The organism is Priestia sp. FSL H7-0729, assembly GCF_038005685.1.
In the GTDB taxonomy this organism is placed as follows: domain Bacteria; phylum Bacillota; class Bacilli; order Paenibacillales; family Paenibacillaceae; genus Paenibacillus.
Genome location: NZ_JBBOTQ010000004.1, coordinates 21942 through 45491, shown reverse-complemented (window position 1 = coordinate 45491; position 23550 = coordinate 21942). Strand labels below are relative to the sequence as shown.

Annotated in this window: 22 protein-coding genes and 1 other RNA gene; 4 read left to right on the top strand and 19 right to left on the bottom strand. The window is 46.3% G+C overall.

Annotated elements, in window-relative coordinates; all coding sequences use genetic code 11:
* Positions 1-4: 4 nt before the first annotated feature.
* Positions 5-703, top strand: coding sequence for a YhcN/YlaJ family sporulation lipoprotein (locus MHH93_RS11320; protein ID WP_500054138.1), 699 nt, complete (start codon positions 5-7; stop codon positions 701-703).
* 7 nt (positions 704-710) lie between these two features.
* Here the strand turns inward: MHH93_RS11320 and MHH93_RS11315 are convergent, their stop codons facing one another.
* The 6 genes from MHH93_RS11315 to MHH93_RS11290 all read right to left on the bottom strand — a co-directional run bounded on the left by MHH93_RS11315 (position 711) and on the right by MHH93_RS11290 (position 6488).
* Positions 711-1163 carry a pyridoxamine 5'-phosphate oxidase family protein gene (locus tag MHH93_RS11315; RefSeq protein WP_500054137.1) on the bottom strand — a complete coding sequence of 151 codons (453 nt, stop codon included), beginning with the start codon at positions 1161-1163 and terminating at the stop codon, positions 711-713.
* A gap of 98 nt (positions 1164-1261) precedes the next feature.
* The gene (locus MHH93_RS11310; RefSeq protein WP_500054136.1) at positions 1262-2323 is read right to left on the bottom strand and encodes an LCP family protein; all 1062 of its coding nucleotides are present in this window, start codon (positions 2321-2323) and stop codon (positions 1262-1264) included.
* Positions 2324-2413: 90 nt separating this feature from the next.
* Positions 2414-2710, bottom strand: coding sequence for a YlaH-like family protein (locus MHH93_RS11305; RefSeq protein ID WP_047843765.1), 297 nt, complete (start codon positions 2708-2710; stop codon positions 2414-2416).
* A gap of 306 nt (positions 2711-3016) precedes the next feature.
* Positions 3017-4861, bottom strand: a complete 1845-nt coding sequence (typA, locus tag MHH93_RS11300) for a translational GTPase TypA (RefSeq protein ID WP_253439360.1) — start codon at positions 4859-4861, stop codon at positions 3017-3019.
* Positions 4862-5037: 176 nt separating this feature from the next.
* Complete coding sequence (locus tag MHH93_RS11295) at positions 5038-5532, bottom strand: hypothetical protein (protein WP_100527044.1); 495 nt, start codon at positions 5530-5532, stop codon at positions 5038-5040.
* Between the two features lie 296 nt (positions 5533-5828).
* Positions 5829-6488 carry a TerC family protein gene (locus tag MHH93_RS11290; protein WP_500054135.1) on the bottom strand — a complete coding sequence of 220 codons (660 nt, stop codon included), beginning with the start codon at positions 6486-6488 and terminating at the stop codon, positions 5829-5831.
* An 87-nt stretch (positions 6489-6575) separates the two neighbouring features.
* Between MHH93_RS11290 and MHH93_RS11285 the strand changes: the two genes are divergently transcribed.
* Positions 6576-7286, top strand: coding sequence for a TerC family protein (locus tag MHH93_RS11285; protein WP_500054134.1), 711 nt, complete (start codon positions 6576-6578; stop codon positions 7284-7286).
* 120 nt (positions 7287-7406) lie between these two features.
* On the opposite strand, the gene thiI is transcribed toward MHH93_RS11285, so the two are convergent.
* The 6 genes from thiI to MHH93_RS11255 all read right to left on the bottom strand — a co-directional run bounded on the left by thiI (position 7407) and on the right by MHH93_RS11255 (position 12261).
* Complete coding sequence (gene thiI / locus MHH93_RS11280) at positions 7407-8648, bottom strand: tRNA uracil 4-sulfurtransferase ThiI (protein WP_500054383.1); 1242 nt, start codon at positions 8646-8648, stop codon at positions 7407-7409.
* 6 nt (positions 8649-8654) lie between these two features.
* Positions 8655-9803 (bottom strand): cysteine desulfurase family protein, encoded by a 1149-nt coding sequence (locus tag MHH93_RS11275; RefSeq protein WP_500054133.1) that lies wholly within the window; start codon positions 9801-9803, stop codon positions 8655-8657.
* 171 nt (positions 9804-9974) lie between these two features.
* Positions 9975-10727 (bottom strand): lytic transglycosylase domain-containing protein, encoded by a 753-nt coding sequence (locus tag MHH93_RS11270; protein ID WP_500054132.1) that lies wholly within the window; start codon positions 10725-10727, stop codon positions 9975-9977.
* A gap of 193 nt (positions 10728-10920) precedes the next feature.
* Positions 10921-11334, bottom strand: a complete 414-nt coding sequence (locus MHH93_RS11265) for a hypothetical protein (RefSeq protein WP_500054131.1) — start codon at positions 11332-11334, stop codon at positions 10921-10923.
* A 35-nt stretch (positions 11335-11369) separates the two neighbouring features.
* Positions 11370-11588 (bottom strand): DUF1540 domain-containing protein, encoded by a 219-nt coding sequence (locus MHH93_RS11260; protein ID WP_500054130.1) that lies wholly within the window; start codon positions 11586-11588, stop codon positions 11370-11372.
* Positions 11589-11754: 166 nt separating this feature from the next.
* On the bottom strand, positions 11755-12261 hold the full coding sequence (locus tag MHH93_RS11255) for a YpuI family protein (RefSeq protein ID WP_091014020.1): 507 nt from the start codon (positions 12259-12261) through the stop codon (positions 11755-11757).
* A 283-nt stretch (positions 12262-12544) separates the two neighbouring features.
* On the opposite strand from MHH93_RS11255, the gene MHH93_RS11250 reads away from it, so the two are divergent.
* Positions 12545-14419, top strand: coding sequence for a S8 family peptidase (locus tag MHH93_RS11250; RefSeq protein ID WP_500054129.1), 1875 nt, complete (start codon positions 12545-12547; stop codon positions 14417-14419).
* A gap of 100 nt (positions 14420-14519) precedes the next feature.
* Here MHH93_RS11250 and MHH93_RS11245 read toward each other — a convergent pair whose 3' ends face one another.
* Together MHH93_RS11245 and pdxR are read right to left on the bottom strand one after the other, a co-directional pair.
* Positions 14520-14777, bottom strand: coding sequence for a hypothetical protein (locus tag MHH93_RS11245; protein WP_500054128.1), 258 nt, complete (start codon positions 14775-14777; stop codon positions 14520-14522).
* An 86-nt stretch (positions 14778-14863) separates the two neighbouring features.
* Positions 14864-16384: a MocR-like pyridoxine biosynthesis transcription factor PdxR gene (gene pdxR, locus MHH93_RS11240; protein WP_500054127.1), complete on the bottom strand. Its 1521-nt coding sequence runs from the start codon at positions 16382-16384 to the stop codon at positions 14864-14866.
* 108 nt (positions 16385-16492) lie between these two features.
* On the opposite strand from pdxR, the gene MHH93_RS11235 reads away from it, so the two are divergent.
* Entirely contained in the window at positions 16493-17722 is a 1230-nt protein-coding gene (locus MHH93_RS11235; RefSeq protein ID WP_500054126.1) for an aminotransferase-like domain-containing protein, read from the top strand.
* A 277-nt stretch (positions 17723-17999) separates the two neighbouring features.
* Here MHH93_RS11235 and rnpB read toward each other — a convergent pair.
* The 5 genes from rnpB to dnaG all read right to left on the bottom strand — a co-directional run bounded on the left by rnpB (position 18000) and on the right by dnaG (position 23529).
* Positions 18000-18409, bottom strand: an RNA gene (gene rnpB / locus MHH93_RS11230) — RNase P RNA component class A.
* An 82-nt stretch (positions 18410-18491) separates the two neighbouring features.
* Entirely contained in the window at positions 18492-19607 is a 1116-nt protein-coding gene (locus tag MHH93_RS11225) for a Nif3-like dinuclear metal center hexameric protein (RefSeq protein WP_500054125.1), read from the bottom strand.
* On the bottom strand, positions 19583-20341 hold the full coding sequence (locus MHH93_RS11220) for a tRNA (adenine(22)-N(1))-methyltransferase (protein WP_500054124.1): 759 nt from the start codon (positions 20339-20341) through the stop codon (positions 19583-19585). Before MHH93_RS11220 ends, MHH93_RS11225 begins: the two co-directional genes overlap by 25 nt.
* Before the next feature lie 184 nt (positions 20342-20525).
* Positions 20526-21665 carry an RNA polymerase sigma factor RpoD gene (gene rpoD / locus MHH93_RS11215; RefSeq protein ID WP_062835490.1) on the bottom strand — a complete coding sequence of 380 codons (1140 nt, stop codon included), beginning with the start codon at positions 21663-21665 and terminating at the stop codon, positions 20526-20528.
* Between the two features lie 43 nt (positions 21666-21708).
* Entirely contained in the window at positions 21709-23529 is a 1821-nt protein-coding gene (gene dnaG / locus MHH93_RS11210) for a DNA primase (protein ID WP_421885703.1), read from the bottom strand.
* Positions 23530-23550: the final 21 nt, after the last annotated feature.

Below are 23550 nucleotides of genomic sequence, written 5' to 3'. Positions count from 1 at the left end.
ATTTATGAAAATATGGGTTTGCACGCTGCTTCTGATCTTTATACTTACAGGTTGCAACAGTACCACACGTAACGCTTCTCAGGAACCGCATACGTCGCATCCAAGAAGCTACGGAGGAAATGTAACAACTCAGCAAGATCAAAGGAAAGGATCTCACATGCTCAATGCACAGGAAGATCGGATGAATCCTTCACGTCTGGACCGTCTCAATGAAAATACAGGTGAAGTCCATGATACCAACATTGCGGATGATGCAAAGAGTGGCCGGATGCCAAATGAAAAACGAATCAATCACCTTAAAGCTCTTGCCAAGCAAGTCGAGGGTGTTAAAGATGCGAACTGCGTTATTCTCGGTAATACAGCCGTCGTTGGTATTGATGTTGATGGTGAACTGGAACGCGCTCGGGTAGGTACCATTAAGTACTCGGTTGCCGAAGCGCTTCGTAAAGACCCCGAAGGTGTGGATTCCATTGTTACTGCGGATGCCGATGTCACTGAACGAATTAAAGAGATTGGTGAACATATTCGTCAAGGGCATCCCATATCCGGTTTTGCTTCAGAACTTGCTGACATGGTCGGACGAATTATCCCCCAACTTCCGAAAGACGTTAATGTCCGTCAAAATCCGGATGAACCCGTGAATCAAAAACAACAAATGCAGCAGCTGCATTCATCTGACAAAAGACAACAAAAAGCCCAGTGATCTCTCACTAGGCTTTTTTCATGGCAGCAAAAACCTGCTCATCTAATTTCTCAGCAGCACGCTGATCATATATTTTGACATATTGAGGCACAGAGGACAGTTGAGCACCGTAAAACAGAGCATTCCTCACCGCTTCAATTGTAATGTCGAAACAGCACATATTAAATGGAACATCCTGCAACGGATCTTGTCGTACCGTAGCACGTCCGTTCACTGCGTATACCGTCTCTTCTCCAAAGACAGTAACCGTAATGAGCGGATTAGTTATCATGTTATTCACTAAACGTGAACGATGATCGATCGCTACACGAAAAGTAGAAGCATTCTCCGCATAAATCCAGGAGATGGCTGTTGAAGTCGGACCTCCGGATTCTACATCCACTGTGCTCAAAAGCACAAAGGTCTCATTCTTGAATTGCTGTAAAAGAGATTCAGTTAATTGTGTGACGGCTTCGGACATTCAACCAGCCCCCTAACCTTCTTTATGCAATTCTTATACTTGGTTTATGTTATTATAGCATACCGATTAACGTGCTTCCAATCCCAAAAGAATGAAGGTTATTCACCTGAAGATGAAGGGGTTACTTTACCTGAAAGTGTATCTTGCAAGGCCTGTTTCGCATTGGCGAGTTCCGTCTCATTAATATACACATAAGGACTTCTCCACTCTCCGGTAACCGGAGTATAATGCACATCCGAGGTGGAAATGTTCCAATATGTCGAGATAAAGTTTTTCATTTGTTCCGATTCCACATCTGTCGTCATGTTCTTGTCAACTGCACCAATCACTTTGCTGATCTTCGTAATGCCTCCAAGAGATTTCATCTGATCCAGCATGGAGTTCAGCACTTGGTTTTGACGTTTGTTACGATCAAAGTCATTGGACTCAGCAGTCTTTGGATTACAATTGGATTTTCGGTAACGAACAAAATCCAGTGCCGCTTTACCATCAAGATGTTGTGCACCTGCGACCAGATTAATATCTGTCCCATCGGCTGTATCTCTATAACACATATTTTTATCCACAGTCACATCCACGCCACCCACGGCATTGACAGCATCACGGAAAGCCTGAAAGTTCAGTACGGTTGTATAATTAATATCTACATCCAAATATTTGCTCATCATTTCTTTCATCTGATCCTCTGCATTTTTGCCAGTGGTTTTTTCCTGTGCTTTGAATCTTGGATAATAAGAATTCAGCTTGTTGGATTTATACCCATCCAATTGAATACGCGTGTCTCGAGGCAAAGATACAATGGTTGCTGTCTTGGTCTCCGGATTCAACGAAGCCACCATAACCACATCCGAGAGATGTGTGCCCGTTTCAGGACGGTTATCTGTGCCTAATAATAGCATCGTGATCGGTTTGGTTGTGGCTGACATCCCGGGAGGTACCGGTTTATCGATGCCTGTATCCACGACTTGATTGTATACCCAGTACGCATATCCACCGCCTACCAGAATGGCAATAACCAATAGACTTAAAAGGATTGTGCCAAAAGCATTCATTCTCTTTTTCTTCTTAGGCTGCTTGCCCTTGCCATTCTTCGATCCAGAAGCACCAGATTGCGTTGGTGCCTGTCTCCGTGGAGGCAGTCCGTTCGAATTTGAGTTCATATCTTCAACACCTTTATCACATCTGTTTTTGTCTAAATAAAAGACAACCGCTTTCCCTAAGGAAAACGGATGGTCTGTACAAGACAGGATTTATGAATTTCGAGCGGCAGCTTCCGCTTTTTTCTTTTGACGACCTTCAATGAAATAACGCACTCTCACTAACAACATCAAACCAACCGCCACCAACAAACATTGAATGATGGGAAGCTTGTCGATCTGAAAAATAAGAAGCATGAATGTGCCCATCGCCATCAAAATATAGAGAACGATTTCCTTACCAAGTGGCAATTTCTGACGTACCCGAAACACCTTGTTATATACGTAAGTAATCAATACAAAGATGACGATGTAGGCTACGATCGGGTTTGACGCGAACCATGCTTGCATGCACAGCCAGCTCCTTTCGTGTTCATGCTAGGATATAAGTTAACTGGTTGATGGAGCACACCAACAACATTAATTACAAAGCTCTGCATGTGAGACCGTTTCGGATTCGGATCGTTCTTTTGGTCGCTGTTATCCCCAGATTTTTTTGATCCATTTACTCAATGGTAAAATCCGGGGATAAAGGCGAACGCTTCGCTCCTACAGAATCGATTCCGTATCCTCCACTACTTTAGTGGGTTGTAATCAACGCCGATGGTGCATATATGTTCCATCAAACGTTAACTTATAATTTTTATTTTGTTGTTATTAAGCTTTAGAAGCCATTTTGCGTTGTTTTTCTGCACGCTCACGCTCGGATTTATTCAGGATCTTCTTACGAAGACGAATGGATTTAGGAGTAATCTCACAATATTCATCTTCATTCAGGTACTCAAGCGCCTGTTCCAATGAGAAGATAATTGGCGTTTTAATTTTAACCGTATCATCTTTACCAGAAGAACGAACGTTAGTCAGTTGTTTTTCTTTGCAGATGTTAACAACGATATCATTATCACGTGTATGCTCACCAACGATCATACCTTCGTAGATTTCAGTTCCCGGCTCCAAGAAGAGCGTACCGCGATCCTCAACACCCATCATTCCGTAGAACGTAGATGTACCCGTTTCAGTTGAGATCAGTACACCTTGGTGACGTCCACCCACTTGACCGGATACTACTGGAGCGTAGCTGTCAAATGCATGGTTCATTACACCGTAACCACGAGTCAATGTCAGGAAGTTTGTGCTATATCCGATCAAACCACGTGCCGGAATCAGGAACTCCAGACGAACTTGACCACTACCTGTGTTAACCATGTTAACCATCTCTGCTTTACGTGCGCCCAGGCTCTCCATTACGGAACCCATGCTTTCTTCAGGGATATCAATCAACAAGCGCTCAACCGGTTCCATTTTCTTACCGTCAACTTCTTTGATGATAACTTCTGGTTTGGATACTTGAAGCTCATATCCTTCACGACGCATATTCTCAATCAGGATACCCAAGTGAAGCTCACCACGTCCGGAAACGACAAATGCATCCGGGCTTTCCGTTTCGTCAACACGAAGGGATACGTCTGTTTCCAATTCTTTTAACAAACGCTCACGAAGTTTACGGGAAGTTACCCATTTACCTTCACGACCTGCGAATGGACTGTTGTTCACGAGGAACGTCATTTGCAGTGTAGGCTCATCGATTTTCAAAACTGGAAGTGCTTCTGGATTGTTAGGGTCGGCAATGGTTTCACCAATATTGATGTCCTTGATCCCTGCAATCGCAACGATGTCACCTGCTCCTGCTTCTTCCGTCTCAATACGTTTGAGACCTTGGAAACCGAACAGTTTCTCGATACGTGCAGTTTTGCTCTTACCATCACGCATAATAACCGTTACCGATTGTCCTTGACGGATCACACCGCGGTTAACACGACCAATGGCAATACGGCCAAGGTATTCATTGTAGTCCATCAAAGTAACGAGGAATTGAAGTGGTTCTTCAACATTTTCGGTAGGGTGTGGGATATGACTAACGATCGTATTGTAGATCGCCATCATGTTGTCATCCTGTTTAGCAGGATCACTTTCCATGCTGGATGTTCCGTTCAATGCGGAAGCATATACAACAGGGAATTCAAGTTGTTGATCGTTGGCACCCAGTTCAATGAACAGGTCCAATACTTCATCAATTACCTCAGCCGGACGAGCCGCTGGACGGTCAATTTTGTTTACAACAACGATAGGTGTCAGGTTGTGCTCCAGTGCTTTACGAAGTACAAACTTCGTTTGTGGCATACAGCCCTCATAAGCATCAACAACGAGCAATACGCCGTCAACCATTTTCATGATACGTTCCACTTCTCCACCAAAATCGGCGTGTCCTGGTGTATCCACAATGTTGATCAGGTAATCTTTATAAGTTATAGCCGTGTTTTTGGCCAAAATCGTAATACCGCGTTCACGCTCCAAATCGTTGGAGTCCATTGCGCGCTCCTGTACCGTTTCGTGATCACGGAAAGTACCGGATTGCTGGAGCAACTTGTCGACGAGCGTAGTTTTCCCGTGGTCGACGTGGGCAATAATCGCAATATTGCGAATGTGTTCTCTTGAATGCATGGTTTGTATCCATATCCTTTCCAATTTCAATTCTTATCTACTAAACTTCCCGCAATTTCGCAGGTTACTCACAAAATAAGCGTCGGTGATATCCCGACGCATGTCTATATCCCTTATATTATAGTTTATTATAGGTAAAAATCAAGATATTTCGAACGAAAAGACCACTGGGAATGTTACCAGCCTCTCCCTTGACGTCCTCGTCCCAGCAATAACCAGACTCCGCCCAGGATCAAAAGGACAGCAAGTACATAGATTATTCCCGTTTGCAGCAAGGTAAATCCGAATAATATGATAGATACCGCACCCAGGATCAATGCTACAGGTAACACATATTCCGGTCTTCGCCGTTCAGCCATTCCATATTCGAGTAACCCTATAGCAATCCCAAGCAAGAATGCTGGCCACAGCCTGCTCATCAGTCCAGCGCCCCATGTATTCGTTATACTGAATAAAACACCATACACCGTTAGTATCCCGGCAGGAACAAGTGACCACGATGGTGAAATACGCGCATAATATAACGCGTGGAGGGCGATACCTGGTAACAGGATCAGCAAAGGCCAGAAATTACGACCAATGAAGCCAAACACACCAAACTTGCCAAGCAGAATGATAATTCCCGCAGCTACAATAAATAGTCCTATCGCTTTTTCATTTCTCATCCTCATCTGCAATCACCTCTTATACCATGGCTATGTAATTTTTTCCTTAATAAACGATACGCATTCCAGTTCGACTGTTGATTTTAATACCTGTAATCCTGCTTCTAGTGTATCCGAAGTTTCGGCAAAAAACTATACTTTATGTCGCACTTTGCATGTGCTCTTTACCTGTATTACCCTAAAATGTGCAACTTATGACTAGTCCAATGGGAGTTGTCACAACTTGAGTACTCTTTCAACATAAAACCGCCTAAACCGGATGGTTAAGACGGTCATATATCAAGCTTTTATCCATAGTTAAACTATGCGTTCTTCCGCACAAATTTGTGTGCTCCTCCAACTGCAACCACAAGACAAGCCATCGCTACGGGTAGCAGTGTATGCACCTCTGATGCCATACCTCCCAGCCATTCTCCCAGCTTAGGGTCTTTCATCACCATCTCACCGGCTGTGAAAGCCAGAATGCCTGATCCGGCGAATACCAGAATCGGGAATCGCTTAAGCAAACCAACAATTAACCCGCTCCCCCATACAACAATGGGGATACTAATTGCAATTCCGATGACGATCAAAGCTAAATCTCCATCTGCCAAAGCCGCTATGGCCAAAACATTATCCAGGCTCATTACAAAATCGGCAATTAGAATCGTTTGAATGGCTTTCCAGGTCGTAGAAGCTTCTCGAATATGTACTTCATCATCATTTTGTAGCAGCAACTTCACGGCAATCCAGAGTAACAGCAGCCCACCTGCCGCTTGGATAAAGGGAACCCCGAGCAATAATACCGCTACGAAGGTTAATACACAGCGCAGTAGCACTGCACCAAAAGCTCCCCACCATACCGCTTTTTTGCGTTGTAGTGGTGGCAGATCTTTGCTCGCAAGCGCAATAACAACCGCATTATCTCCACTCAATACCAGATTGATCATTAAAATCTCAGTCAACAGCCAGAGTGTATCCATGTCCTCATCCCCCCACATTAACTTGTATGTCAGAGTTGTCCATGCTATTCTTAATGATTGAACCGTATATAAGGAGTGACATATTGCATGGAGCTATTTAGCCCCGCATTCTGGCTGGCTTTGCTGAACGTTGTCTTTATTGATCTCATTCTGGCTGGAGATAATGCCATCGTCATTGGTCTCGCAGCTCGAAATTTGCACCCTTCCGTGCAGAAAAAGGCGATTCTATATGGAACGGGCGGCGCGCTTCTGATTCGAATTTTGGCAACAGTTGTTGTTTTATGGTTGCTTAAAGTGCCTTGGCTCTTACTTGTGGGAGGCCTACTGCTGATCTGGATTGCCTATAAATTATTGGCGGATCAGGGAGACGAACACAATGAAGTTCAGGCGGGGACTTCCTTATGGACCGCTGTTCGTACAATCGTGATCGCGGATGCAGCCATGGGACTCGATAACGTGATTGCAGTTGCCGGAGCTGCGCAGCAGCATCTCGTGCTTGTTATCCTCGGACTACTGATCAGTGTACCTATTATCGTCTGGGGCAGCACCCTGTTTATCAAGCTAATTAATCACTTTCCCTGGATCATCTATGTTGGAGCCATCGTTCTGGGATACACGGCTTCCAATATGATTACGGAGGAGCAGCGACTCTTGCCTTACTTTACCGAACATCCGGCATTGCGCATTCTCTTCATCGTTGTGGTTATCGGAGGCGTAGTCTTTGCAGGTTATCGCAAACGCTCCAGCAGTTCCAGCCACAAAGGATCTGGCGGGGAACAGCAACGCTCCTATTCTTAGGCTAAATTCATCCACACATTTTTATGAATACAGCAAAGGACTGAACGATATTCATCGTACAGTCCTTTTTTGCAGTTAACATAGCCCTTGTTATGTCAGCCATGCTAATTATTATTGAGTTTAGAACCAGTCATCCTTCATGCCATGATCGCCTGTCTGATTCGTTACCACAGAAGTTTCACCGGCGTGCAGCGTGATGGTTTCTGTTAATTCCACAGCTTGGTCGACCCATTCTGGCAGATGGCTCATTGTTGATTCAATTTTATCCACAATTCGAAGATTGGGATTGGTGGAAGGCGACTTGGGTACAAAGAGAGTACAGCAATCCTCATATGGCAAAATGGAGATATCATACGTTCCGATCTGTTTGGACAGAGTAATGATTTCCTGTTTATCCATCATAACCAATGGTCGCAGCAACGGAAGATCTGTCGCACGACCAATCACATTCATACTTGGAAGCGTTTGGCTCGCTACTTGCCCCAGGCTATCTCCAGTAATCAGTGCTAGTGCGCGCTCCCGCTCGGCAAGTTTGGATGCAATTCGCAGCATTGAACGTCTCATTAGGGTAATAATCAGATTGTCCTGACCCAGTTGGGTAAATGCCGTTTGGATCTCCGTAAATGGAACCAGATGAAGCTTAATTGTTCCTGCATGATCAGCAAGGGCACGCGCCAAATCAATGACTTTCTCTTTGGCTCGCTGGCTTGTGAACGGGTAACTGTAAAAATGTACACATTCCACTTCCAGTCCACGTCGCATGGAAGACCAGGCTGCAACCGGGCTATCTATTCCACCTGATAACAGTACCATTGCTTTTCCATTCGTGCCCAGTGGGAAGCCACCTACTGCCGGAATGGTTTCATTGAAAATATAAGTGCCCTGATCCCGAATTTCCACCCGCAGCTCAATATCAGGCTGACGAACATCAACACTCAATTGCTGGAACTTCCGAAGGATCGGGGAGCCAACCAGATGATTCATTTCATGTGAAGAGTTCGGGAACTCCTTCCATACCCGCCTTACATTTACCTTGAATGTGGTGCCTTCCTTGAATTCATCTTCCCGTTCGTCCATAAAAGCAACTGCCGTTTTCACAATCTCATCAAGCTCGGATGGAGTAACTTTAACCGGACTAATCGACATCACGCCGAATACCCGCTTTAGCACCTTAATCAGTTCAGTATGTGATTCACCGCCAAGATCCACATAGACACGGCCATATTCTTTGCGAAGGCTCGCTCCTGGATAAGGTTTAAGCAAAGCTTTCACCTGTGTAATGATCGTTTTTTCGAATCGGGCACGATTTTTCCCTTTTAACATAAATTCTCCGAAACGGAGAAGCAGCATATCATATTTCATATCCATTCACATCCGCCTTTCGAGGGGTCGCAACTGCGCCACCATCTGATGTAAAGCCTGTTCAAGCAAGGCTACATCTTCTTCTGTATGTTCATCTCCAAGACTAATACGCAATCCGCCAGCAGCACAAGCTGCATCTCTTCCCATCGCAAGTAGAGCCCGACTCGGTTCTGCCGAACGCGAAGAACAGGCCGATTGGGTGGATATGGTTACGCCATGTTGCTCCAAGGTATGCAGCGCCACTTCTGCCTTCATCCCGGGATAGGAGAAGTGTACAATATGAGGTGCACCCTCGGTGCGACTGTTCAATTCAAATTCAGGAATTTCACGTATCGTTTCCATCAATTGATCACGGAGTACCCTGGTACGTCGGGCAAAATCAATCTGGCCTTCTGCTGCCATCCGCATGGCCTTTGCCATGCCTACCAGCAAGGCCACGTTCTCCGTGCCTGCTCTTAGGCCATGCTCCTGTGATCCGCCTGACATTAATGGCGTAAGTTCCACTCCACTTCTCACGTACAAGAGACCTGCTCCCTTCGGTCCACGGATCTTGTGGGCAGATAAACTGTACAGATCTGCGCCCCAAGCGGCAGGTGTAGCCTCCATTTTTCCAAACCCCTGAACACCATCCACATGGAAGAGCACTCGTGGTGCTTTCTTTTTGAGCTGCCTACCAATCTCAGCAATCGGATGGATGGCTCCTGTTTCATTGTTTACATGCATCAGAGTTACTAAGACCGTATCCGGTCTAATCGCTTCTATAACCTGCTGAGCATTCACCACACCAGCGGAATTGACAGGAATTAGCGTCACATCCCATCCCCACTGTTGCAATTGCATAACACTTTCATACACCGAAGCATGCTCGGTAGCCGTTGTGACGATGTGTTTGCCTCGTGACTGATAACGTAATGCAGCGCCTTTTATCGCCAGATTATTGCTCTCAGTCGCTCCAGAAGTAAATACAATCTCCTCAGGCTTAACGCCTATCACCGCAGCACAGCCGGAGCGTGCACGACGCAGCAATTGATGAGCACGCTCTCCATACCCATGTATAGAGGAGGGATTACCGAATTGTGTCTCCATAATTTCGGCCATCGTACGAACTACATCCGGATGGGGAGGCGTGGTTGCAGCATAATCAAAATATTTCAAATGAGGTCAGACCTCCCTTATCTCTTCGTTCATGAACCTACTGTGAGCATTGTAACATGATACCCATACAACACAAAAAGACCAACCGGGAACAGGCGTTTCAAGCGCTGCTGCTCCCACATTGGATCTGATCCTGCCTATCATGTGTTATCGCAAAGGTTTTCTGTGCGTTTAGATCACATATTTCGCCCTTGCCTTCTCCACTTTGGAGATATAATTTTGTGTTTCTGATGGCAGACGGTTAAGTACACTCATCAGTTCACTATCACTCGACACGCCCAGACGTGAAACACGACCCGGTCCTGCATTATATGCAGCAAGCGCCATGTTCACTTCTCCATTGAAACGCTGGAGCTGAAGAGAAAGATATTTAGTACCCGCATCAATGTTCTGGGCAGGATCAAATGAATTACTCACACCCAGCCCTGCAGCTGTCCCATCCATTAATTGCATGAGTCCCTTGGCACCGGCGGACGACACGACATTTGGATTAAAATTGGACTCTGTGTCAATGACGGCCTTGATCAATGATTCAGGAACACCGTATTTGGCACTTGCCTCCGCAATCAAAGATTCATAATTGGTAGGTACAGAAGCCCCGGAATCCACAATTCCTGTATTGGATACAGAAGATAAAGACTCCACAATGTTATTGGAGACAGAGGACGATCCTGCCGTATTGATATCCGGATTGTACGTGCTTCCAAGTTGTAACCACAACAAACCATCACTGGATCTTTTGGAGACCGTAGCGGTGGAATCCGTATTGCTCGTCGAATTGGCACCCGTACCTAACAGCCCGTCCATCACATTAGCGAAATCCACTGTTGAACCAGCATCTGGTTGTGATCCACTGATTTGGTTATTCACATTGGACAATTGTAGTTCCAACAATTGCCGCGATCCGCTTGGATCAATCTGCATGAGTTATACCCACTCCCGTATATTTAAGCGTATTATGACCTTATTCTACATCGTTTTACAGCAAGGTTCCATTGTTTTCAAAAAAATAGTTGAATCCCACGGTCCAACCTGCGCATATACGAAAAAAAAACCTCCTGTAAGTCACCACACATGGGTGAAAACAGAAGGCTTGGTTGAATATGATATTTCACACTTAACGTGCAAATGGAATCATGAAGAAATAACTCAGCGTGGCTACAATCCCCAGTCCAATGGACCAAGCTCCCGCTGTTTTCCGACCATTTACATAAGCATAGTAACCCAGAACAGCTGCCGCCGGTCCAAGTACAATGGACCACATAAACAAGGACGCAATACCGAAGGCCAGACCTATATAACCTGCGACCTTGCCTGTTGACTCCATGACACGGTCTGCCTCATGCTTCTCAACTACTGGTTCTGAACGTTCGGTCCCTCCAGTTCTTACAACAGTCGGAGGAGCGACCTCTGCCCCGTACTCTTCCCGATGTACTTTTCTTGGATAATCGACACGCATACGCTGTTTTTCAACTTCCCCCTTGGTTTCAGGGCGATCCTTAAAACGAATATTATTATCGTCATTTTTCATTTGGAAGCACCTCCATTATGAATAGGGATGACTGCTCACTTGGGTTTGAACGTGTGACAGCATGTTGCAGAGGATGTACGTGCATGATCATGGTGGTCCGAGTCAAATGTCTCACCGGCAAATTCCTCATGCAGACGACGGGTGGCATGTTGGTCAATGTCAATCATGATGGCTTCAGCGTGGCAGAAGTTGTTTTCTCCCCAAAAGTTGCAGTTGGAGACGCTGCATTTGACAATTGGTTTGTCTTGGCTCATTTTTTATCACCTCGATTACTATTCTCTCCCCGCCACAAACCCGATATTCTCCGCTAAAATGCCAGATGATGACATGATCTCACCACATCTGTTTCTCGCCAAAAACACAAAAAAACCGCCACAAGGGCGGTTTCGTTCCATTTTCATATTCAGGTTTAAACATAAATTAAGCGTGATTACGTTGATTTTGCATACGGCGCTGAGTCAGGTAGTCACTTTCATAATATGCCAGATCATCGCGCAATTCTTCGTACGTTTTGGAAACCTCAAGAATGACATCCCGCACTGCACGAATTGGCTTGTCACGAAAACGAATGGCGTCTTGTCCTGTGTAAGCATATCTTCCGTCTTCGGAATAACATTCATTTTTGGGATAGAAAAAGCTGTTTACGCATTGGTGATACGTATTATAAAGAGCCTTTTCGGCAAAATCGACATCAAAGTTGGCACGACGCAGCACAACGCCAAGTTTTTCGTAAGAAACTTCAGAAAAAACGAGTAAATGACGGAGATCTGAAAGAAATCCTTTGTAGAAGACTGTTGATTCTTCCGTCTGATTCTGATCCAGTTCAGGCAAAGCATTTTCATTCAAAAATTTTTCAATCCGATCGATAGCCGGTTTTAACTTTTCCCTAGTTGACTCACATGTTTTCTGTACATTGGCTGCTGACATAAAGGTAGCTCCCCCTTAAATAAGTCCTTACATATAGGTCGGCCAACGGTGGTTTTCCCCTGACCTTTCAATTCTCAGCTATAATCCTACCATAAAAAGATGACGAGCGGTATCCCTTAATCATGCTTTCCGTTTCTACCATTAAACATGCCTATTATACGCAGTCAGACTCGAACTCGTTTGCATAAAACATTCCGCTTTTTCTAACGATAGATATAACCAGTGACAACGATAAAGCACGGTTAACGATTGTTCAAAATGAACGAAGGAGGTTCCATCCATCATGTCCAGACCGAAATGGATTAACTGGGCCCTTGCAGCTGGTGCGGGAGCACTCGCCCTGACGCTTTTGCTCCCAACATCCAATCGTCAAGAACCTAAGCCTAGTGCGCTGTCCGACTCTGCTCATGAAGAGCATACAAGTAAGCAGCGTCTGAAAGTACAGGATGTCAAAGCAACCGATCTCTTGACCCGCATGGATGCCAAACAACATCTCAGTATCATGCTGGAGAAAACCGCCACAATGAATGCTGCGCAGATGAATCGATATGTGAATGATCTCCAAAGTTCACATGAACATATCAGATCCATCCATCTCATGAATACTAATGGCTCCTTCAACAAGCCGTTTGATCAAGCTTCCACACAAGGAAGCAAGTTGGAACAACAAAAGCTTCAACATGCACTGAACCTTGCCAAAAAAGCGGTAAACAAACGTCAAAGTTTTGAATCCGCTTCTTTCCCTTTGGGAAAAGAAAAATATTTTGTGATGGGGCAACCCTCTAAAGATGGCAAAAGAGCTGTAATTGCCTTGTTTAGCCAGAACGTATTAAATGCTGTTGAACAACATCAGCGTAAAAATCTGCGCATGATCCCTTATCCGCGTGAAGGTAAATTCAAAATTGAATCGGTTCATCCGGATACGCTTAACGAAATCACAGTGAAAACCGGACATGATAATGCAAATGCCAGTCATTTTTACGAAAATGAGATCGTCATCCGTTTTCGTCAGGATCCCGGTGAACGTGATATGCGTATCATTAAATCTGATCTAAAGTCTAACTCAATACGCAAGCTGGGATACACGTATGTTTTTCGGTCAGATGACATGAGTTACAAGCAATTGCATAGCTATTTCGAAAGCAAATGGAATCCACTTTATATGGAACCCCACTACATGTATTTAACCAATGATACCGTAACTGAACAAACCGATGTAACGATACCCAATGACATTTTGTTCTCCGATTATCAGTGGAACCTGCCTGCGATTGAGACGAATAGAGGTTGGAATATTACCAAGGGTAACAAAGACGTCATCGTTGCAGTAGTTGATACGGGGGTTGATATGAACCATCCTGACCTGAAAGGAAAACTCCTTGAGGGTTATAATGTGGTCGAGCCGGGAAGCCAACCGATGGATGATGTGGGACATGGCACACACGTCGCTGGCATTATTGGCGCTATAGTTAACAATAATGAAGGTGTGGCCGGCATGAGCTGGTATAACAAGGTACTACCGGTTAAAGTACTCGACAACTCAGGTTCGGGTACCACGTATGCCGTTGCCGAAGGCATTATCTGGGCAGCCGATCATGGAGCCAAAGTAATCAACATGAGTCTGGGCAATTATGCTGATGCGCAATTTCTTCATGATGCCATTAAATATGCTTTTGACCGGGATATCGTTCTGATCGCAGCCACGGGGAATGATAATACAGAGCGTCCAGGCTACCCTGCTGCCTATCCGGAAGTATTTGCCGTATCAGCTACGGACCCGGATATGAGCAAAGCTTCCTACTCCAACTACGGGGATTATGTGGATGTGATGGCACCGGGGTCCAGTATCGCCAGTACCTATCCAAACAATCAGTATGCGGCCTTGTCCGGAACGTCCATGGCTAGCCCCCATGTAGCCGCACTTGCAGGTTTGATTCGTTCGTTAAACCCGGATTTGACCAACACGGAAGTGATGGATTTGATGCGCCAAAGTGTTATTGACCTCGGTGATCCGGGTCACGATAAGTATTTCGGCTATGGGCAAATCGATGTCTATAAGGCACTGCAAGCCGCATCAGGCAACAGCGCTCCTTTGCAGTTCTGGCCGCAACATGTCAGACAACAGATGGATAATACGATGAAAAAGTATACCCCGTAACCGTAATGACTCTACTCCGTAAAAATACAAAAGCAGCTGCGCCCCGGGGCGTACGCTGCTCTTTGGTTTATATCCAATTTCCCCGGGGCACCCGCTGCGATTAGCGCTTGCGAGAAGATGTGCGGGCTTTACTTGATTTTTTTACGGATTTTTTCTTTGGATTGTGACTGGAAACATAGCAAGGGTCCTCTTCATTGACAACTACAGGGTACATGTGGTGGTGAATCGGAACACAGTGATGTTTTTTGATCACTTCAATCGGGTGGATGACAGGCACGATCTGTGGGATGTAATAATCCTCAACAACCTGGATCGGGTCACAGACAATCGGGCAAAGCGGTGGACAGTAATGGTTCATTTCAAAACCAACTCCCTTTCTGGTGATACTATAACCTATTGCAGCAGGTCGAAAGTGGATTGGATGTATGTCCATACTCCGAAAAATTATATGAGCGGTAGCCTGTCCGCCACTGTCCCACCCTGCTCAGGTGTAACTCTGTGAATGACTCCACACAGTACACGGAGGCCTTCACACAATAGCTCAACGCTCGTTACAGTGAAGCAGATGCGCAGACTCGGTGTATCCATCTCTCCTACATAACAGGCGGAACCCGGAAGGAAAGAGACACCGGCAGCAAGTGACTGATGATGCAACTCGCGCATATCCAAGTTATTCGGGAGTTGGAGCCACAGATTGAGTCCTCCCTCCGGCAAACTCCATTGCATGCCCGTAATAGCATGCTCTTCCAGCACTTCAGATGCTGCGCACAAACGAGAATACAATTCATCCCTCAATCGGGATACATAGGCACCGTACTGATTCTGAATAAAAGATTGCAATGCCTTTTGTGTAAGCAGCGGACTGCCCAAATCCGCTGTAGATTTCGCAGCCACCAGCCGGGTCAATACACTTCCGTCTGCGATGGCGCAGGCTATACGGCAACCGGGAGAGAGCACCTTGCTGAAGCTTTTGATATATACGACATGACCTGACCCATCCATCGATTTAATGGAAGCTGGCGGTGGATCCCGAAAATAAAGATCTGCAAACGGATCATCCTCCAGGATGAGGCAGTGATAGCTTTGCGCGAGATTCAGAAGCTGTGCCCGCCTTCTCGCACTCATCGTAATACCTGTTGGATTGTGATAAGTCGGGATCGTATAGATGAGTTTGGGCGGATAGGTATCACATAATCGGGTCAATAGATCGATACGCATACCTTCGTCATCCATCGGGACCGTAATGATCTTCGCACCTCTACTCGTAAAGACATCAATGGCTCCGGTATAGCTGGGTGCCTCCATGTATACAACATCCCCAGGTCCGACAAAAGTCCGGGCCACAAGGTCAATCCCCTGCTGAGCACCACTTGTAATTAGCATGCGTTCAGGTACCACCTGTAGTCCACGTTCGGCAAAGTGTTCGGCGAAGATCTGCCTGAGCTCCCGATCTCCCTGAAAAGATCCATACGCCGCCATACGCTCTGCATGGTCAGAGGAGAGCCGGTAGGCACTGTCGATAATCTCGCGTGTAGGCAGCAGTTCAGGCTGAATCGCTGACATATGTAGTTCATACCGTACTTGAGGGGACGTATCGAAATGTCTCCAGAGCTGTGCTCGGGGTAAATAATCCACAAGTGCCATCTGCCAATTCCATGACGTACCGGATTCACTGTTGGCATGATTACGCTTGGCTCGATCCACATCCTCCATCGAATCCGCGTTTAAAGTACCTCTTACATAACAACCTTTACCCTGAGAGCAGGTGATCAATTGAATCGCTTCAAGTTCAGCATACGCTTTGGATACAGTGACCAGGCTAACCCCCAAATCTGCAGTCATTTTACGAACAGAAGGAAGTCGGGTTCCGGGTTCAATAAGTCCTGATCTGATGCGATCGGCAATCGTTAGGGCAATCTGCACGTACAATTTGGTACTGCTTCCCCGCTTTAATTCAATATGCATGGTTGCTCCCCCCAACTGTTATGATCCTCATTTTACTGTTATAGTGCAGTCCGTCTATTATAGTTTATAATATCAGTATAACAGTGAATAACAGGAGATGAGAATAACATGAGTATCCCTTGGTCCAAAATGGCACAAAACACCCCGTCCTCTGTCGTTCGCGACATGCTCCAGGCCGCTCAGGCACCTGGTATGATCTCGCTAGCCGGTGGATTACCAGCCCAGACTTCTTTCCCGCTGGAAGCCATTCGCGTTGCGTATGAAAAAGTATTTATGAGCGGAGCAGCCGCTCTTCAATATGCGGAGACTGAGGGTTACCGTCCTCTTCGCGCCAAAATCGCCGAACGTCTTGAATCCAAGGGCATTCCCGCTTCACCCGATCACATGCTACTCACTACGGGCTCACAGCAATCCATTGACTTGGTTTGCCGCATCCTTCTCGACCCGGGTGACCGCGTATTGGTTGAGTCACCAACCTACCTTGCTGCTCTGCAAGTCATTCATTCCTATCAGGCTGAATCTCACGGCGTAGCCTGTGATGATCACGGTATGTTGCCTGAATCTCTGGAGAAACAGCTCCAGTTGCATCGTCCAAAACTTGTCTACATTAACCCAACGTTCTCCAATCCTACGGGAAAAGTATGGTCAAGAGAAAGAAGACAACAGGCTGTGGATCTGTGCCGCAAGTACGGTGTACTTATTCTGGAAGATGATCCGTATGGTGAAATCCGGTTCAATCCGGAGCAATTGGACGTCCCTGCTCTGGCAGAACTGGATGCCGTATCCTATGATGGCCCTTCCAATGTTATCTATACCAGTACATTCTCCAAAACGGTAGCACCTGGTCTTCGTACGGGCTGGATACTGGCTGCTCCCGATATTGTCAAAATGGCGGCACGAGCCAAACAAGGTGCCGACTTGCATTCCAGCAGCATCGACCAAAGAGCGCTTCATGCACTGCTTGAATCTTTCGATCTGGATGCGCATATTCGCCATATTTCAGAGGATTACGAAAAACGGATGAAAACTCTGACCACGCTCATGGCTGCCAAATCATGGGAAGGCATCTCGTGGAATTCACCACAGGGTGGCATGTTCTTGTGGCTGCAACTGCCTGAAGGCATGCTGGCCAGCAATCTGTTCACTTATGGTATCCAGGAGAAGGTGTGCATTGTTCCGGGGGATTCCTTCTATGCAGGTACACCGGAGTTGAACCGCATGCGAATTAACTTTACTCATACGGACCCTGAGCTTCTTCCTGAAGCCGTGGAACGTATGGATCGCGCCATCCAACGTTGGCATGCTTCGTTAACATCCGACAGTGTTGTTACACTGTAATGAACTGTCATAAACATTACGCGATATTTTAGCAGATGAGATTGACTTGGACGTGTCTGACAACACCAGACACGTCCAAACTTGATATGAGAAACCAAAAGGCGACAGATCCGATAATATCGGAACTGCCGCCTTTTTTATAGTATAGAACCTGTATCAACAGGAATTATGTTTTTTCAAATATGCATGGGTCCTTCTGATCAGTCAGGCCATCGGTGAATGACACGGATTGTCCTCGACTGATAGGTGGACTACACTGTAATACTGTTGTTGCAGTTAGGAAAGCTTACCGTAAGCCGGGTTCTGTGCTCTTCGTGGTTCATACGGGAACTACCCTCCCACCAGAAGCGACAATCATCTATCTAGGCCATACATTGCTGTACAGCTCAAGCGACCAACCTAGACACACCTCGGGCTAAGGCTGCCTCCTCCGAAAAGGCGACTGTGTCCCATTAGGTCTTGCTCCAGATGGGGTTTACCAGGAACGAAGTCACCAGCGTTCCTCGGGGTCTCTTACACCTCGGTTCCATCCTTGCCTGTGCCGGAAAATCCGGCCATCGGCGGTCCATTTCTGTGGCACTATCCTTCAACTCGCGCTGACTGGACGTTATCCAGCATCCTGCCCTGTGGAGCCCGGACTTTCCTCTCGTGGCAACAAAGGCCACCAGCGATTGTCTGTCAAGCTTTCCGAACAACATTACATAGTATACAGGCATTTGAGTTCCCATACAAGCTTAATATTACTGGGAATTACACATCCGCTATCTTTTTAGATAAACTGGAATACCTCTGTATTGACCTCTGAAGCTGTAACTTGCGTATCATATTGTTTCTCTTCCAGACGGGATCGAAGCCAATCGGCCGTTTTCGGTTTCATAATCTTCTCGGAATTATGTCCCGGGTCGATGATACACATGCCTGCCATCAATGCATCATGAGCCGTGTGATAATCAATATCTCCGGTCACAATAACATCCGCACCTTTGAAACGGGCAGTAAGCGCGTAACGGCTACCAGAGCCGCCGAGCACTGCTGCTTTTTTGATCTGCTTGTTCAGATCTCCGACAACACGTACATGAGACACATTGAATTGGGTCTTCACGACCTCCACCAGCTCGCCTAATGTCTTAGGCTCCCTAAGAGGTCCCAGGCGTCCCAGACCGAGCGTACGGCCCTTTAGATCCATTGCATAGAGATCGTAGGCCACTTCCTCATACGGATGAGCCTTAAGCATCGCCTGAAGGACCTTACTTCTCAGACTTTGGGGTACAATGGTCTCAATCCGCATTTCTTCCACACGTTCCATCTGCCCTTGGGTGCCGATATACGGCTCAGTCCTTTCACCAGGTACAAACGTTCCTGTACCTTCCGTGTTGAAGCTGCACTTGGTGTACTGACCGATACTCCCCGCCCCGGCTTCCAGAATAGCCTGAAGTACCTGTTCATGATGGGTACGAGGCACAAATACAGCCAGCTTGTACAGATGATCTGTGTGTACATCTTCCAGCGATTCTTTGCTCTCGATACCGAGTGCCTCGGCCATCCAGTCATTCATACCACCCTCGGCCACGTCCAGGTTAGTATGACTGATATAGACAGCAATATCATGCTTAATCAGCTTTTCGTACAATTTACCCATAGGGGTATCTGTATTCAGTGACTTAACCGGTCGGAAAATGATGGCGTGATGAGCAATGATCAGGTTGGCACCGATACGAATCGCTTCGTCCACCACTGCATCCGTCACATCCAATGCAACTAACACATGACTGATTTCTTTTTGCAAACTACCGAGCTGTAGACCAATCCGGTCATCGGGTACAGCCAGATGTTTCGGAGCAAGTTGCTCCATCAGTTGAATTACAGTTTGACCTTTGGCAAACATGCCAAAACCTCCTTCAAGTTTGCGATAAGACGCTCTACCTCAGCCGCCTTGTCCCGGGAAGAATCCTGATCGGATTTGGAGATGGAGTTTACAACCCCTTGCAGTTTGATGATCTCACTTTCCCATTTGGCAAAAAATACATCCGTTGGACGATCCACCAAATATGGTCCCATGCGCAGCAGCAGATCCTCCGTCAATTCTGCCCCGCCTTGAAGCGGACGTGCACGATATACCTCAACATTGGCAATCGGGCTTACGGACTGTGGCATCGCCGTGATAATCTCATAGATCTTGCCATCTTCTTCGAGCAACTGTTCTGCTACAACCACCCAGTGATGCTCCAGCAACCAGCGTCTGAGGATATCCTCTCCCACATTCGGTTGCAAAATAAGTAACTGGACGCCTTCCAGTTTGGATATGCCTCGGTCCAAAATAGAAGCAATCAGAGCACCACCCATACCTGCAATGGTAATGACATCCACTTCTCCCGCAGAGATCACATCCAATCCGTCTCCACGGCGTACCGTTATTTTTTCTTTCAGGCCAGCATCACTGACTTGTTTGCATGCAGCATCATAAGGCCCAGGATTAACTTCCCCGGCTACTGCATTCGCGGCTTTCCCACTGCGGATCGCGGCTACTGGCAGCAGCGCGTGGTCTGAACCAATATCAGCCATGCGGCTGCCATCGGGAATTTGATCATGTATTCGCTGTAATCGATTCGAAAGTTTCATGAAGCACCTACACCATTCATTTAATTTATTGATTTGCATTGAACAAAGAAAAGCGATAAAATGAAATCCAATCAAACATTTCAAGGATGAATTTCCAAAACCAAGAAATCAAGACGTTCAAATTAAAAATAAAGGAGACCCCGCCGCCGCTAAAGCGTCTTGCGGAAAGTCTCCCATAGTTCGATTATTCGAGGAAATCTTTGAGTCGTTTACTACGACTCGGGTGGCGCAATTTACGAAGAGCTTTGGCTTCAATCTGACGAATACGCTCACGCGTAACACCAAATACCTTGCCCACTTCCTCCAGCGTTCTCGTCCGTCCATCGTCCAGACCAAAACGTAGACGAAGAACATTCTCTTCACGCTCAGTCAGTGTATCCAATACATCTTCGAGCTGTTCTTTCAGCAACTCATACGCAGCAGCATCTGCAGGAGCAAGTGCTTCCTGATCCTCAATGAAGTCACCCAGATGGGAATCATCTTCCTCACCGATCGGTGTTTCCAGAGAAACCGGTTCCTGTGCAATCTTCGTAATTTCACGAACTTTTTCGACACTCAGATCCATCTCAGCAGCGATTTCCTCTGGTGTTGGTTCACGTCCAAGTTCCTGCAACAGCTGACGGGATACCCGGATCAGCTTATTAATCGTCTCTACCATGTGTACAGGAATACGAATGGTACGCGCCTGGTCAGCAATAGCACGAGTGATCGCCTGGCGAATCCACCATGTAGCATACGTACTGAACTTGTATCCTTTTTTGTGGTCAAACTTCTCAACCGCTTTGATCAGACCCATATTACCTTCCTGAATCAAATCAAGGAACAACATGCCACGTCCAACGTAACGCTTGGCGATACTGACTACCAGACGCAGGTTCGCTTCAGCCAGACGACGCTTGGCTTCTTCATCCCCGTTCTCAATCCGTTTGGCCAATTGTACTTCATCATCTGCCGACAACAATGGCACACGACCGATTTCCTTAAGATACATACGGACAGGGTCATTGATTTTGATACCTGGCGGCAAGCTCAGATCATCATCAAAGTGGAATTCGTCCTCTCCCTCTCTCGTGTTGTTCTCGGAATCTTCACTAGGACGCAGTGTAACCTCTTCATCATTCTCATTCACTACATCGATACCCAGATCACTCAGTTGCTCATAGAACTCATCCATTTGCTCTGCATCCTGCTCAAAAGGAGAGAGTTTCTCTATAATTTCCTTGTAATTCAGTGAGGCTCTTTTCTTACCTGATTCAATCAATTGATCTTTAACCTGATCCAGTGTCAATTCTGTTTCTAGTTCAGTATGCTGATCATTCGCCATAACTCGACTCCCTCCTCCCTAGAAACATCCAATAATCAGACGTTCACTGTCTCTCTAGGGCAATCATTTCAATTGCAATCTGTGCCGCGCGTACAGAATCGCCTGCCCGCTCTGCAGCAATCATTTCTTCTTTTTTCAAATCGTACTCTTTCTTACGTGGATACTTCAGCACTTCCCTGATGCAATCATCGAGCATTTGAATACTCCATTCACCTGGACCATCCATCATCGAGATTGAACTGACCGTTTTTTCCAATCGATCGTCATGCAGTGAAGACATAAAGCGGCTTGTATCCGACGGTTTGCCTTGCGCATAGTAGGCATATAGATAAGCAGCAATAGCTGCATGATCATCCAAGTTAAAAGCTTCACCAAGATGCTCGTTCACGTACTGGGCAGCCTCATCATCCTGCAACATCCAGGCAATCAGTTTGCGTTCAGCAGCGTGATAAGCCGGCAACAGATTTGGTGTAGGCACCTGTCTATTTTGTTGCCTACCATTATTCCACCTTTTCGGGTTATTATCCCCAAACTGGAGGTTATTTTTCATCGCCTCCCGTTCTTCATTACACTCCTGCTTCAAAGTTTCAAATGATACGTCCACTTCTGCAGCCAGTTCACGAAGATACACTTCCCTTTCTGTAGGAGAAGGTAAGGGGGCAATCAATTTTACTGCTTCTTTCGAATAGGCGATTTGTCCGCCACCCTCTAGCAGTATATGGCTTTTTTTTAAGTTTATAAGTTTAAATTTTGTAGTTGTCACGGCACCGTCCACAATCTGGTTTCGGAACCGTTCACCACCATGCTTCCGGATAAAATCATCCGGGTCAAGTCCCTCGGGAATGAGAGCCACTTTGACCTGCAATCCGGCTTCCTCAAGAATGGGGAAGTTTTTGAGTGCAGCAGCCTGTCCTGCCTTGTCGCCGTCATAACATATGATGACTTCGTCACACATCCCTTTGAGCATCAGTGCCTGGTTCTCGGTTAGCGCAGTACCCATTGCCGCTACACCGTTCTGGATGTCCTGATCCCATGCGGAGATGACATCACCATACCCCTCGAACAATATGGCTTGTCTTTGTTTACGAATTGCATTTTTGGCCTGATGCAGATTATAGAGAACACGGCTTTTGTTAAATAACCGGGTTTCCGGTGAATTTAGATACTTCGGTTGCCCATCTCCCAATATGCGTCCTGCAAATGCAATTGGCTTACCACTCCTGCCATTAATCGGGAACATAATCCGGTCTCGGAATCGGTCCACATATCCCTGACCTTCATTTCGCGGTGACAGAAGTCCACCCTTTTCCATCTCTTCGAGCGGATAGTTACGTTTTTCAAGAAACTGTACCAGCGTGTCCCAACGATTTGGTGCGAAACCAATCTGAAACTGGTCAATCAACTTGTCGCCAAAACCTCTGGAGCGTAAATACTCCATGGCTGACTTGCCGTGCTCTGTATTTTTCAACAAAAAATGATACAGCTTCGCAGTAAGCTCATAGGCCTCCAACAGACGTTCGGTCTCCGGATTTACATGAGCAGATTCACGCCCTTGCCAGTCCCCCATAGAGATGTGACTTTCTTCCGCCATCGTTTTGACAGCCTCGGGAAAGGATAACCCTTCGATTTCCATCCTGAATTTGATGGCATTTCCGCCCGTGCCGCAACCGTAGCAGTAGAAAATTTGTTTCTCAGGTGTAACGGTGAACGAAGGCGTCTTCTCGGAATGAAAAGGACAGAGGCCTTTCATATACTTCCCCTGCTTGGTCAGATGCACAAATCGGCTCACCGTATCGACAATATCATTCTGCTGTAACACCGATTCAATAATACTTTCGGGTATACCGCCTTGTCCGGTACTCATCTCTGGCCACCTTCATCTCTT